This is a genomic window from Nocardia noduli (assembly GCF_019038455.1).
GTDB lineage: Bacteria > Actinomycetota > Actinomycetes > Mycobacteriales > Mycobacteriaceae > Nocardia > Nocardia noduli.
Genome location: NZ_JAFMPL010000154.1, coordinates 1 through 13,206 on the forward strand (window position 1 = coordinate 1; position 13,206 = coordinate 13,206).

A 13,206-nucleotide genomic window follows, 5' to 3' on the forward strand; every position below is an offset into this window, starting at 1 on the left:
GAACGACAGCGCCGGGGGCGTGTCGGTCGCCTCACATGCGGGTTCGCTTTCTTGACTAACTCCAAATAACGGGTGACCATCGAATTCATGCAGAACAGTGGCGGCCCACGCGAGTGGTTGCGGGCGGCGGGCCTTCGGGTGACCGCCCCCCGGCTCGCGGTGTTGGACGCCGTCGCCACCAGGCCGCATTCGGACGCCGAACGGGTGGCGGCCACCGTGCGCGAAGCCCTCGGGACCGTCTCGACCCAGGCCGTCTACGACGTGCTCAGGGCGTGCGTGAACGCGGGCATCCTGCGCCGGATAGAGCCCGCGGGCTCCTCGGCGCTCTACGAGACCAGGATCGGGGACAACCACCACCACCTGGTCTGCCGTGCCTGTGACACGGTCGTCGACGTGGATTGCGCGGTGGGCGGCGCCCCGTGCCTGGAACCCGACGACAACCACGGATTCGCGATCGACGAGGCCGAGGTCGTCTTCTGGGGTCTGTGCCCCGCCTGCCGCTCGCGCGAGCAGTCCGCGGCGGCCTCGCCCCGCCCGTAGTTCCCCGAGAACCAGTTCGCCCCCGGTCGATGACCGGGGGCGAAGTCGTCGGTGCCTATGAGGACAGGGTCCGCGCGCCCGCCGTGCCGAGGGCGAGAGCAGTCGCGCGGCCGGATTTCCTTCGTTCAGAGCAGGCCCCACCAGTACAGCAGGCAGGCCAGCACCCAGACCACCACGGTTTCCATCGTCGCTCCAATCCTTTTGGCGCACCGCCTACATCATCCCGCGAACGTCGCCGGGGCGGAGCGAATTGATTTCCGCACCGGCCACTTCGTTACTCCAAGGTCTTATTAAGTCCCCAGCAAGCGCGCGACGGCATTGTTTGTCTCGAAGCCGGACCACACCGGAGACATTCCGCAGAGGACGAAGGGAGCACAGATGGCAGACGGGACGAACCACGCGGGGTCGCACGCTGTCGACCACTGCCGCCGGTAACCGGGGAAAGGGGGGATAACAGCCACTGCCGGGGTGGGATCCAGGCTCGACTTGTCCACACGAGGGGTGACAAGTCGGACCGGAGACAACACCGGTCGGGCCGGTCGACGAGGGGTGACCGGCCCGACCGTGAACGTTGTCGGGCAGGCATGGCATATGGCTCTTCCGAGAGCTGATCGGCGATCGAGGCATCACCACTGCGACAGGTAACCAATCTGTGCACGCCGACGATCCCATCCGAGGTACGGGCCGGGCCGGTCCACACGAGGGGTGACCGGCTCGGCCGCACCGCGTTCGGTGGCGTTTCACGAGACGTTCGCTTGCCGCTTCAACCACGGCCTGACAGGCTGAACAGGTGCCTGACTATTCAGTCACCCCGTCCTATCGACTCCTGGCACTCGATCACGAGATCGCCCTCGAACGCGCGCAGGAACGTTTGCGCGCCGAATTCGTGACGGTTTTCGACTGGGATACGGTGCACCACTATCTGATGTCGTCCTACGACGAATTCGCGGCTCGCTCCCGGGTGATGCTCTACCTGCCGACGCTGGCCGAACGTTTCTGTCGTCAGCAGTTGCAGGCGCGGGCGCGGCTGGAGGGCAAGGTCGCGCGTCGCCATCCGACGGTGCTTTTCCTGTGTACCCACAACGCGGGCCGCTCGCAGATCGCGCTCGGCTTCTTCACCCAGCTGGCGCGGGGCCGGGCGGTGGCCTGGTCGGGCGGGTCCGAACCGAGCGCCGCGCTCAATCCGGCCGTCGTCGCGGCGATGGCGGAGATCGGCGTCGACATCGGCGACGAATATCCGAAACCGTGGACCGAGGACATCATCGCGGCGGCCGACGTCGTCATCACCATGGGCTGCGGTGATATCTGCCCGCTGCTGCCCGGACCGCGTTACCTGGAGTGGATCATCGAGGATCCGGCCGGTCTCGACGTCGAGCAGGTCCGTCCGATCCGCGACGATATCGAGCGGCGGGTCGGGGAGTTGCTGGTCGAACTGGGTACCGCGGGTGCTGGGCGGCTCAGGCGCTCGATGACGTTCGGTCGGTGAGTGCCACCTCGTCCGGGTCCGGATCGATCGTGCGGCTCGGCCACCAGATGCGCGGCCCGATCAGGGTGAACAGCGCCGGAATGATGACCGTGCGCACGACGAACGTGTCGAGCAGGATCCCGAGTCCGACCACGATTCCCAACTGCGTCAGGGTGATCAGCGGCAGTACGCCGAGTACGCAGAACACCGCGGCGAGCACGATTCCCGCGCTGGTGATGACCGCGCCGGTCGAGGAGACCGCGCGAACGATGCCGCCCGTCGTGCCGTGTGCCGGTGTCTCCTCCTTCGCGCGGGTGACCAGGAAGATCGTGTAGTCGACACCGAGTGCCACCAGGAACAGGAACGCGAAAAGCGGCACGTCGGTGTCGATCGCGGGGAATCCGAACAGGTGCACGCTCAGCCAACTGCCGAGACCGAGGGCGGCGACCGCGCTCAGTACCGTGACCGCGACCAGCAGCAATGCGGCGGGCACCGCGCGCAGCAGGGCCAGCAGCACCAGGCAGACGACGGCGAGAACGAGCGGGATGATCAGCATGCGATCGCGTGCGGCGGCCGTCGTGACGTCGAGTTCCTCGGCGTCGCTGCCGCCGACGACGGCGTGCGCGCCGTCGATCTCGGCGAGCCGGGTACGCATCGATTCGACGATGTCGAATGCCCGATCGGAGGCGGGCGGGGCATCGATGACGACCGACCATCGGGTGAGCCCGGTCGGCGCGGTCGCGATGTCGGTGGCGCGGACGACGCCCGGCGTCGCGGCGAGGGTTTCACGCACCTGCGACGTGGCCGAGGTCCGCGCGATCACCAGCGCCGGGTCGGAGGAGCCGGAGGGGAAATGTGTCGCGAGGGTGTCGAATCCGTCGACCGATTCGGCGGTGACGCGGAACTGTTCGGTCTGGGAGAGTCCGACGTCGACGGTGAACAGTCCGGCGGCGCAGACGGCGAGCAGTGCCGTCGCGCTCGCGGCGACCAGCGCGGGCCGCCGGATGACCCGCAGCGCGATCGCGTGCCATATTCCCCGCTCGGCCGGGTCGTGACCGTCGGGGCGCGGCACGAAGGGCCAGAAGATGTTTCGCCCGCAGACGGCCAGCACGGCGGGCAGGCCGAGCAGGACGAAGACCAGGGCGACCAGCAGTCCCGACGCGGCCAGCGCGCCGAGACTTCTCGTACTCGGCACCGATGCCGTCACCAGCACGAGCAGGGCGGCCACGACGGTGAGATTGCTCGCCAGGATCGCCGGACCCGCGCGCCGCACCGCCCGGCGCAACGCCGTGCGGTGATCGCGTTCGGTGTGTAGTTCGTCGCGGTAGCGCGACACCAGCAGCAGCGCGTAGTTGGTGCCCGCGCCGAAGACGAGCACGCTGGTGATGCCCGCGGTGGAACCGTCGAAACTCAGGCCGGTGGCCCTGGCCACGCCGGTTCCGACGGTCGTCGCCAGGCGGTCCGCCCAGCCGATCACGAGCAGCGGCGCGAGCCACAGCACCGGTGAACGGTAGGTCAGGATCAACAGCACCGCGACCACGATCGCGGTGACGGCGAGCAGGGTGGTGTTCGCTCCGGAGAACGAATCGGAGATATCGGCGCCGAAGGCGGGACCGCCGGTGATCTGGAGCCGCAGTCCGTCGGGCAGACCTTCGCCCGACGCCTGCCGCACGGCGTCGATCCGGTCGGTGAGTGCCGACCCGTTGAGTCGCGCGGGAATCGAGACCTGACCGAGCAGTGCTCTGCCGTCCTGCGACGGCACCGGCGCCGTCTGCTCCCGACCGGCCGCCCCGGCGACGTTCGCGCGGGTCAGCGCCTCGACGGTCGCGGCACGGTCGGATTCGGTGAGCGTGCCGTCGTCGGTCCTGGTGACCACGACGATGGCCGAGGCGGCACCGGAGTCGGGGAACTGCGCGGCGACTTCCTTCGCCCGTGCCGATTCCGAGGCATCCGGCAGCGAGTTCGGCGCCTGGCCCGCGGTGTCGTTGTCGCCGATGCCACCGATCAGCGCCGCGGACAGTCCGATGAGTAGCAGGAGGAACACCCAGGAGCGACGGGAGGTGACGGCGGCGGCGTAGCGATCCCAGATACCCACGAAACGGACTCTCTCATATTCTTAACTATCAAGCAATGGAGAGAGTTGTACGCTGACCTCGTGACCGACAGTGATGCGACGGCCGCCGCGCACCCCGCCGACGCGGGTTCCGAACGCGCCGCGCTGGAACGAGAGATCGGCGCCGACCTGCGCGCGCTCACCGCTGTCTCCGATCAACTCGGTCATATCTTCGCGCGGTCGAACAGTCTGCGCCCCAATGATTTCCGCGCCCTGCTTCATATCGCGACGGCCGAATACGAGGGTGTCCCGCTCACTCCGGGCCGACTCGGCACACTCATGGGGATGTCGTCGGCGGCGGTGACCTACCTGGTGGAACGGATGATCGAATCCGGTCATCTGCGCCGAGCCGGGGACGAATCCGATCGGCGTCGGGTGCTGCTGTACCACGACGAACCGGGTCGGGCCGCCGCCGAGGATTTCTTCGTCCCGGTCGGACAGAGCACCCGCGCCGCGATCGCGGACTTCGGCGTGGACGATCTGCGGATCACGCACCGGGTGCTTTCGGCGATCATCGAGGGGCTCGGACAGCATTTCGACGCGCTCGGCGCGGTGAGCCGCGATCAGGCGGAGCGGACCGCCCGGGGGTAATCGGGCAGCGTGTAACTATCGGTCTTGCTGAGCATGCGCATCATCAGCGGTTTCATCATCCTGGTCGTCATCAGGCGGGAGACGGCCATGCCCGCGCGGATGCCGAGACGGGTCGACGGGGTCATCGCCTTCACACCGCCCGGCGGCAATTCCATCGCGGCCGCCACGAACGGGCGCAACGCGGCCTCGTAGGCGGCAAGCGCCCGGTGCGGATCGGTGGGGTCGGCGGCGATCTCGCCCGCGAGCAGGTACGCGCCGACCAGCGCCATCGCGGTGCCCTGCCCGGTCAGCGGTGAACCGCAGTATCCGGCGTCACCGAGGAGTACGACCCGTCCATGCGACCAGGTCGGCAGTTCGATCCTGGCCAGTTCGTCGAAATAGAAATCCGGTGCGTCGTCCATGGCCGCGAGCATGGCCTCGGCATGCCACCCGCCGCCTGCGAGCCGCTCCCGGATCAACCGCTGCTGAGCGGTGACGTCGCGGCGCAGCGCCGGATCGGCCGGACCGCGTACGACCACGAGTGCCTTGCACGTCGCGGGATCGGCGTCGGGCCTGATCCCGATACCGGTCGCGCCAACCAGGGAATGCATGGAGAACCAGTGCGGCTCCACGCCCGCCGGGGTCGGCATGGTGAAGAAGGACATGTATCCGCCCAGGTAGGTGCTGTAGTCGCGCTCTGGTCCGAAAACCAGCTCGCGAGTGGCGGAATGCAACCCGTCGGCGCCGATGACGATGTCGTAGCGCTCGGCGTTTCCCGAGGCGAAGGTGACATCGACGCCGTTCGCGTCCTGGTGGATCTCGGTGACCCGGTCGCCATAGCGGTAGTCCGCGCCCCCGGCTTCGGTGAGAGCGTCGAGCAGGACCTGGTTCAGGTCGCCACGGGTGATCTCGATCTCGGCGACGCCGCCTTTGCCGTCGAACATGTCGGCGGGCATGCGCAGCGATTCCTCGCCCGCCGCGTCGACGTAGAGCATGCCGCGCTCGTCGAGCCGCTTGGCATCGATGCCCGGCGTCAGGCCCATCCGGTCCGCGACGTCACGACTCGGTCCGCGCAGGTCGACGGCCTGACCGCCGGGGCGGGGTGCCGCCGCGCGTTCCACCACGGTCGGCCGGATTCCGGCGCGGACCAATTGCAGGGCGACGGCGTTGCCGCCGATGCCGCCGCCGCAGACGAGTACGCGCGGTGCGGCGATGGCGTTGTCGAAGGAGTTCATGATGGCCCCAATCTTGCTCGAATGTCTTAGACATATGTCTAACAGAGCGGTTGCACGTTTGTCTAGTACAAATGTTCAAGACGTCCGTTCGAGGAGGTGGTCCGGAAACGACGATGGACCGGAGCCGCTACCGGCCCCGGTCCATCGCTTCGACAATTCGGATCAGTTCTTGCGCTGCGAATACGCCTTCCACCCGCGGAACGAGGTGATGTCGGTCGCGGATACCGCGGAGTCGTAGGTGCACGCGAAGCCGATCACCGAACGGCCGTCGGCCAATTCGATACTGGTCAACGCCATGGGCGGGGGCAGTTCGGCGAGGAAGCCGCCGAGTCCGGCGCGCGAGACCCGGAACAGTTCGCCCACGATCGGCGCGCCGAGTCCGGGGCCGTGGCGCACCAGGCCCGGTTTCGGCGGTGTGGTGTCGAGCGCGGTGAGCCGGTAGGCGTCGGTGGTCTCGACCTCTCCGGTGAACCGCGCGCCGATCTCCTCCAACTGCCAGTGCAGCGTTTGCCCACGCAGATGCGCGCCGAATACCGCCAGGTCGACGCCGTCGGCGACCAGTGTCGGTGATTCGACGCGGGCGATGCGGGCCGCGAGATCGATGCCGACCTGGTCGGTGAAGGCCGGTGTCACCACCATCACGCCGAACGGTTCGCCGTCGGCGGTCGGTGCGCCGGGAATCGCCACCGCCGCCATATCCAGCAGATTGCAGAAGTTGGTGTAGGTGCCCATCCTGCGGTTGATGGTGATCGGATCGGCCTGCACCGCTTCGATACTCGGATGTTCGGTGGTGGTCGGCAGCAGCAGTCCGTCGAATTCGCGCAACAACTCCTCGGCCGCCGATTCGGCGCGGGCCAGGGTATCCAGATCCGCCGCGAAACCGGGGCCGGTGGTGCGGCCCGCCGCCGCGATGATCGCCGCCACCGTCGGATCCGCGCCGGCGGGAGCGGTGTCGAGGAAGGCGCCGACCGCGGTATAGCGTTCGGCGACGATCGAGCCGTCGTAGAGCAAGAGCGCGGCCTCCAGCAGTCCGGAGATGTCGATCTCCTTGGTGACGATGCCCGATTCCGTCACGGCGGCGACGGTTTCGGCGAAGGCTTTGCGGTAGCTCGGGGTGAGCGCGGCGAGATCCTCCGCGCGCGGCACGGCCAGGCGTGGCTGTCGCGGAGCCGCGAGCCGGATATCGGCGGGCCAGGTCCTGCTGCGCGGATCACGATCGTCACGGCCGGTCATGACCCTGGCCGCCGCGACGGCGCGGTCCAGATCGGTCGCGAAGACGGTCACCGCGTCGTAGTCGGCGCACGCGGGGACGACGCCGTGCGCGGGGATGATCCCGAGGGTCGCCTTGATGCCGACGATGCCGTGCAACGCCGCGGGCACTCGTCCGGAACCCGCCGTATCGGTGCCGATACCGATATCGGCGATGCCGAGCGCGACCGCGACCGCCGAGCCGGAACTCGAACCACCGGAGATCAATTCGGGATGCACCGCGTGCCGCACCGCCCCGTAGGGACTGCGGGTGCCGACCAGGCCGGTGGCGAACTGATCCAGGTTGGTCTTCCCCAACACCAGCGCACCCGCCGCGACCAGGCGTTCGACCGCGGACGCCGTGACCTCGGGGGTGTAGGCGAAGTCGGGGCAGGCCGCCGTGGTCGGCAACCCCGCCACGTCGATATTGTCCTTGACCGCCACCAGGACACCGGCCAGCGGGAGTGCTTCACCGGCGGCGAGTCTGCGCTCCAGCGCGGTGGCCTCGGCGGTGACTTCGCGCTGTGCCCGCAGTGTTATCCACACCTCGGGGCGATCCACCTCGGCTATTCGCCGGAAGGCGGCTGCCACCCGTTCGGTCGGAGATCCGTGTACTTCGGTGTTGTCTGTATTGTCCACGACGCCTGCGGGCATTCAGTCCACTCCGATCACTGCTAGCGGGGTTCCCGGTTCCACCTTGGCTCCCGGGGCGGCGAACACCCTCAGGACCGTGCCGGCACCCGGGCTGTGCACCGGCAACTCCAATTTCATGGCTTCGAGAATGGCGACCGGGTCTCCCGCCGCCAGCCGCTGACCTTCTTCGACCTCGACGCGCCACACATTGCCGATCATCGGCGCGGTGATCACGGTCGCTCCCGGCGGCAACCCGTCCAGCGGGTCCGCCGCGGGTTCGGCGACGGTCTCCACGGTGGCGGCGCGTTCGAATTCGCCCGAGGCACGCCACGCCTGCTTCTCCGCCTCGAAAGCGGCGGCCTGCCGCGTCTCGAATTCCGCGATGGACGCGGCGTTCTCGGTGAGCATGCGCAGGTGATCGGCGTAGGCGAAGGTGCCATCGCCGACCTCGGCGTCGAATCGGCCCGCCTTCGCGGCGGCGCGGTATTCGAGTAGTTCCGCGGCCGTGACCGGCTCCCAGACGATGCGGTCGAAGAACCGGAACAGCCACGGCGTCCCCGGCTCGAACGGCGCGGACTGGCGGTAACTCGACCAGATCGGAATGGTGCGCCCGATCAGCTGATATCCGCCGGGGGATGCCATGCCGTAGACGCAGAGGTATTTGCCGCCGATGCCGACCGCGTCCGACGGTGTCCAGGTGCGCGCCGGGTTGTATTTGGTCGTGACCAGACGGTGTCGCGGATCGAGCGGAACCGCGAGCGGCGCACCGAGATACACGTCGCCGAGCCCGAGTACCAGGTATTCCGCGTCGAACACCGCCGCGCGTACCTGTTCGACGCTGTCGAGTCCGTTGATCCGCCTGATGAATTCGGTATTAGACGGCAACCAGGGCGCGGTGTCGCGCACCCCGCTGCGGTAGCGATCGATCGCCTCGGCGATGGACGGATCGTCGAACGACAGCGGCAACCGGATGGTGCGGCTGGGAACTACCATGTCGCCGATCGCGGGCAGTTCGGTCTCCAATTCCGCCAGCACGCCGAGTATCCGGTGCTGGGGCAGAACGTCCGGGTCGAAATGGATATGCAGGGAACGCACGCCCGGCGTCACATCGACGATGCCGGGCAGGCCCGACGCCGCGAGCGCCTCGGCCAGCGCGTGCACCCGCATGCGGAGTCCGAGATCGAGCACCATCTCGCCGTATTCGACGAGGATGTTGTCGTCGCCGCCGCGCAGGTAGACCACCCCCGGGCGATCGGCGGCCGCCTCGACGCCGCCGAGGATGCCGCGATCGTCGTCACCCGCGCGACCGGATACGCCGATCGAGGCGCGTGCCCGCGCGGTGTTCGAGCCGCGGAGCGCGTCGGCCTCGGTGTCGTCGACCGGGACGAATCGCACGGTGTCACCCGGGCGCATCTGACCGAGTTTCCAGCGGTGGGCCGACACGACCGTGAGCGGACACGCGAAACCGCCGAGGCTCGGACCGTCCGGGCCGAGCAGGATCGGCGTGTCACCGGAGACGTTCAGTGTTCCGACGCTGTACGGGTTGTCGTGCAGATTCGACGGATGCAGCCCGGCGTCGCCGCCGTCACCCCGCGACCAGGTCGGTTTCGGCCCCTCCAGGCGGATGCCGGTGCGGTTGGCGTGACTGCCGACCCGCCACGGATGCGAGTAGAACTGCGCCATGTCGGCATCGGTGAAATAGGCGGGCGCGGTTTGCGGACCGACACCGACCGCCAACTCCCAGACGTGCCCGAACTCCGGCCGCTCGTCCGGTGTGACATCGTGCGGCGCGCCCAGTTCGGCGCCCGCGACGATGCCGATGACATCGCCCGATGCCACCGCCCGCCCGGTCACCCCGCCGAAACCGCCGAGGGTGAAAGTGGCGGCGCTGCCGTGGTACAGCGGTGCGTCGAAACCGCCGCGGACCGCGACGTAGGTGCGCAGCCCGGTATCGAACGGCACTCCGATATCGAGGACCGCTCCGGCGTCGACGGTCACCGGTTGCCACATCCGCACCGGCACACCGTCGACCGTGACGGGGGCCTCCGCGCCGGTCACGCACACCACGGTCGGCTCGGAGAACGCGAGCTGCGGACCGTGCAGCGTGCATTCCAGCGCGGGCGCCTGCGGCGGGTTGCCGACGGCGGAATTGGCGAGGGTGAACGACAGATCGTCCATCGGGCCGGACGGGGGAATGCCGACCTGCCACAACCCGATTCGACCCGGATGGTCCTGGATGGTGGTCATGGTGCCGCCGCGCAGCACATCCACGCGATGTTCGACCGGGTGGATTCCGGCCAGCGTCGAGGTGAGATGGTCGGCGGCGAGCACCGCGGCGTCGTGCGCGGCCGCGCGCAATTGCGCGATATTGGTGCGGACACCCTGGATGACGGTGCCTGCCAGCGCGCGAGACAGATCCTCGAACGCCGCGTCGCGGGTGGTGTTCGCGGTGATCACCTTGGCCAGCAGCGGGTCGTAATACGGGCTGACCTCGGTTCCGGTGCGCACCCAGGTGTCGACCCTGGCGTCGTCGGGAAAGTCGGCCGCGGTGATCAGACCCGCGCTCGGGCGGTAATCGTGCGCCGGATCCTCGGCGTAGACGCGCGCCTCGACGGCGTGCCCGGTGATCGCGGGACCGCGTTCGGGCAGTTCGTCGACCATCGAACTGTCCCCGCCCGCCAGCCGCAGCATCCACTCGACCAGATCCACCCCGGTCACCGCCTCGGTCACCGGATGTTCCACTTGCAGACGGGTATTCATCTCGAGGAAGGACGCCTCGCCACGGTCGGCGTCGTAGACGAATTCGACGGTTCCCGCGGACCGGTAGTCGACCGAACGCGCCAGCTCCCGCGACGCGCTGAGCAGGCGTTCGATCGTCTCGTCGGCCAGATCGGGCGCAGGCGCCTCCTCGATGACCTTCTGATTGCGCCGCTGTAGCGAACAGTCACGGGTGCCGAGGCTGACCACCCGGCCCTGCCCGTCACCGAACACCTGCACCTCGATATGCCTGGCGCGAGCGACGAAACGTTCGAGGAAGACCCCGGACGAGGAGAAATTGGTCGACGCCAGCCGTTGCACCCGCTGGTAGGCGGCACGAACCTCGTCGTCGTCGGCACAGGACTGCATGCCGATGCCGCCGCCACCGCCGACCGCCTTCAACATGACCGGGTAACCGACCCGCCGCGCCTGCGACACCGCGTGATCCGCCGATTCCAACAGACCGCTGCCCAGAATCAGCGGCACCCCGACGGTGCGCGCCGCCTCGCGTGCGGTGTGCTTGTCGCCGAATATCCGCAACTGCTCGGGCGTCGGGCCGACGAAGGCGATACCGGCCGCGGCCACATCGGCGGCGAATTCAGCGTTCTCGGAAAGGAATCCGTAGCCGGGATGAATCGCACCGGCCCCGCTGGACAGCGCGGCGTCGATCACCCGATCGGCGCGCAGATAGGAATCGGCCGCCGCGCTCGGCCCTAGTAGTACCGCGGTATCGGCGAATTCGACGTGTGCCGCGCCCGCGTCGGCCTCGGAATAGACCGCGACGGTCTTCAACCCGAGCGCACGCGCGCTCCGCATGACCCGGCAGGCGATCTCGCCGCGATTGGCGACGAGCACGGTATCGAAATCCACCGCGGCTCCTACTCGGTTTCCATGGACATCGCGGCGATGGCCCTGGTGACGCGCTCGAGCACGACATCGAGGGATTCCCCGATGTGGCTGTGCAGCAGTCGATACGCGAGCGGAAGATCCTGGGCGAGTACCGCGTCGAGAATCCCGAGATGTTCGGTGATCGTGGTCTCGATCCGGTTGTTGACCATGAAGTCGTACATCCGCACGTGCCTGATACGGGAATTCACCGCCTGCAACGCCCGTACCAGCTCCGCGTTCCCCGCCGAGGTCAGCAGCGTGACGTGGAATTCCTCGTCGCGCACCACGAATCCCGGCTCCTGCTCGGGCGGATCGGCCTGTAATGCCAGCCAGCTCTGACGCTCGGTTTCCAGCAGTTCGAGATCGTGGCGCACCGACGGATTGTCGATAGCGCGCGCGATACCGCCGAGTTCCAAGGTGATTCGAAGTTCGTAGAGGTCCCGGATCAGTGGAATACTCGGGCGCACGGGGCTGAAGCCGTATTCCTCGCGGCGCAGCAGTCCGTCCGAACACAGGACCGTCAATGCCTCGCGGATCGGGGTCCGCGAAATTCCGAAGCGCGTCGACAATTTCGGCTCGGTCAGGCGTTCGCCGAATTTGATGTCACCGTTCATCAACTCGCTGCGTAACGTCGTATAAACGACGTCGCGCAACGGCCTTCCCGCAGCATCGGCCAGTGTAGCCACCCGTGTCGACATGCCTGTGTACGCTATGTACCTCGTGTTTCGTCGAGATGACGGTAAGTTATCCGGGCGTAAGCGTCTGCTCACCACGAATGCGGATAGGCACCGAGAATTCGCCCCGCGACCGCCCGCCGGTCACCGACTTCACCGATTCCCGTCGAAAAAGGGGAGAAGACTGCAACAGCTGGCAACACCCGGACGCTATCGAATGACATATAGCGCCCCCAGGCTGATGACAGCCCCGGCGCCGGGATGATGCCGTACCCCCTCAGCGGCACAACCCTCCGACCGCGCCGTCGGAGGGTGGCCCACACCCCGGCGCCGGGTGCTCCGCACTCGAGCCTCGTGGAGGTAGTGATGGAACTGTTCGTGCTCGTCGGATTGCTCATCCTGGTCTCCGGGCTGCTCGCGGTCATCGTCGGGACGGTCTGGTGGCCGCTACCGTCCCCGGCCGCCGACGGCGACGACCTGGTGCGCGAGGTCTGGCCGTCCGGGTGGCCGCACGAGGCGCCGGAACGGCCGTTCGGTGTCATCGAAGCCCGTCAGGCCCTGCGTCGCCACCGCCCGTGCCATCCCGATCGTTGCGCCCGCAAAGCCGCGGCGTCCAGGGCATTGCGCGCCGCCGGCTACACCGACCTCGGCCGGGAATGAATCGGAGACCGCGCCCGTATCGAATATATGTTCGATCAGGTGTATGGTCTCGCTATGTCCGAGTTATCCCGCCTCGATCGGGCCGCGACGAACATCACCGAGGTCAAACGTCAGCTGCTCGACGCCGCCGCGTTCGGTAAGCATCTGACGCCCGAGCAGCTAGAGAACGCGGCGGGAAAACTCGATGAGGGACTCAGAATCTACACCGAGAACCTGCGCGGACGTCCCCGCTGAACCACCGTTCGCGAGCGGGCGTCGAGTTACCGTCAGGTCACCACCGATTTCGGGTGTCAACGGCGTCATCGTCGGTCTACTGTGAGATCCCCGACTATCACGCACAGCAGGAGGGGAGCCGATCATGGCCTCGCCGAACCGGGGCGCCGCCGCCCCCCACGCGCAGGGCGCGGACACACGCTCCGGCCA

At 67.9% G+C, this 13,206-nt stretch carries 10 protein-coding genes; 5 read left to right on the forward strand and 5 right to left on the reverse strand.

Annotated features, from left to right (window positions below):
- Window positions 1-87 precede the first annotated feature (87 nt).
- Together JZ792_RS38730 and JZ792_RS38735 are read left to right on the forward strand one after the other, a co-directional pair.
- The gene (locus JZ792_RS38730) at window positions 88-540 is read left to right on the forward strand and encodes a Fur family transcriptional regulator (protein WP_216917870.1); all 453 of its coding nucleotides are present in this window, start codon (window positions 88-90) and stop codon (window positions 538-540) included.
- A gap of 790 nt (window positions 541-1,330) precedes the next feature.
- Window positions 1,331-2,026 carry an arsenate reductase ArsC gene (locus tag JZ792_RS38735; protein ID WP_216917871.1) on the forward strand — a complete coding sequence of 232 codons (696 nt, stop codon included), beginning with the start codon at window positions 1,331-1,333 and terminating at the stop codon, window positions 2,024-2,026.
- Here the strand turns inward: JZ792_RS38735 and JZ792_RS38740 are convergent.
- Window positions 1,998-4,100, reverse strand: a complete 2,103-nt coding sequence (locus JZ792_RS38740) for an MMPL family transporter (protein WP_216917872.1) — start codon at window positions 4,098-4,100, stop codon at window positions 1,998-2,000. The two genes, JZ792_RS38735 and JZ792_RS38740, sit on opposite strands and share 29 nt — an antisense overlap.
- A 60-nt stretch (window positions 4,101-4,160) precedes the next feature.
- On the opposite strand from JZ792_RS38740, the gene JZ792_RS38745 reads away from it, so the two are divergent.
- On the forward strand, window positions 4,161-4,709 hold the full coding sequence (locus JZ792_RS38745; RefSeq protein ID WP_216917873.1) for a MarR family winged helix-turn-helix transcriptional regulator: 549 nt from the start codon (window positions 4,161-4,163) through the stop codon (window positions 4,707-4,709).
- On the opposite strand, the gene JZ792_RS38750 is transcribed toward JZ792_RS38745, so the two are convergent.
- The 4 genes from JZ792_RS38750 to JZ792_RS38765 form a co-directional block, all read right to left on the reverse strand.
- A complete protein-coding gene (locus JZ792_RS38750; protein WP_216917874.1) occupies window positions 4,682-5,923 on the reverse strand; it encodes an FAD-dependent monooxygenase in 1,242 nt (413 codons plus the stop codon). The genes JZ792_RS38745 and JZ792_RS38750 overlap by 28 nt on opposite strands.
- A 162-nt stretch (window positions 5,924-6,085) precedes the next feature.
- Window positions 6,086-7,825, reverse strand: a complete 1,740-nt coding sequence (gene atzF, locus JZ792_RS38755; RefSeq protein ID WP_216917875.1) for an allophanate hydrolase — start codon at window positions 7,823-7,825, stop codon at window positions 6,086-6,088.
- Window positions 7,826-11,377, reverse strand: a complete 3,552-nt coding sequence (uca, locus tag JZ792_RS38760) for an urea carboxylase (RefSeq protein WP_254190944.1) — start codon at window positions 11,375-11,377, stop codon at window positions 7,826-7,828.
- Between the two features lie 62 nt (window positions 11,378-11,439).
- Window positions 11,440-12,147, reverse strand: a complete 708-nt coding sequence (locus tag JZ792_RS38765; RefSeq protein ID WP_109522728.1) for a GntR family transcriptional regulator — start codon at window positions 12,145-12,147, stop codon at window positions 11,440-11,442.
- 342 nt (window positions 12,148-12,489) lie between these two features.
- Here JZ792_RS38765 and JZ792_RS38770 point away from each other — a divergent pair, with 342 nt between their 5' ends.
- Together JZ792_RS38770 and JZ792_RS38775 are read left to right on the forward strand one after the other, a co-directional pair.
- Window positions 12,490-12,783: a hypothetical protein gene (locus JZ792_RS38770; RefSeq protein WP_216917877.1), complete on the forward strand. Its 294-nt coding sequence runs from the start codon at window positions 12,490-12,492 to the stop codon at window positions 12,781-12,783.
- 54 nt (window positions 12,784-12,837) lie between these two features.
- Window positions 12,838-13,017, forward strand: coding sequence for a DUF6374 family protein (locus JZ792_RS38775; RefSeq protein ID WP_157978233.1), 180 nt, complete (start codon window positions 12,838-12,840; stop codon window positions 13,015-13,017).
- Window positions 13,018-13,206 lie beyond the last annotated feature (189 nt).

Bases quoted from the DNA above. Each gene is read 5' to 3' on its own strand.
- JZ792_RS38730 (WP_216917870.1), top strand. From the start codon at position 88: ATGCAGAACAGTGGCGGCCCACGCGAGTGGTTGCGGGCGGCGGGCCTT.
- JZ792_RS38750 (WP_216917874.1), bottom strand. From the start codon at position 5,923: ATGAACTCCTTCGACAACGCCATCGCCGCACCGCGCGTACTCGTCTGC.
- atzF (WP_216917875.1), bottom strand. From the start codon at position 7,825: ATGCCCGCAGGCGTCGTGGACAATACAGACAACACCGAAGTACACGGA.
- uca (WP_254190944.1), bottom strand. From the start codon at position 11,377: ATGCGGAGCGCGCGTGCGCTCGGGTTGAAGACCGTCGCGGTCTATTCC.
- JZ792_RS38765 (WP_109522728.1), bottom strand. From the start codon at position 12,147: ATGTCGACACGGGTGGCTACACTGGCCGATGCTGCGGGAAGGCCGTTG.
- JZ792_RS38770 (WP_216917877.1), top strand. From the start codon at position 12,490: ATGGAACTGTTCGTGCTCGTCGGATTGCTCATCCTGGTCTCCGGGCTG.
- JZ792_RS38775 (WP_157978233.1), top strand. From the start codon at position 12,838: ATGTCCGAGTTATCCCGCCTCGATCGGGCCGCGACGAACATCACCGAG.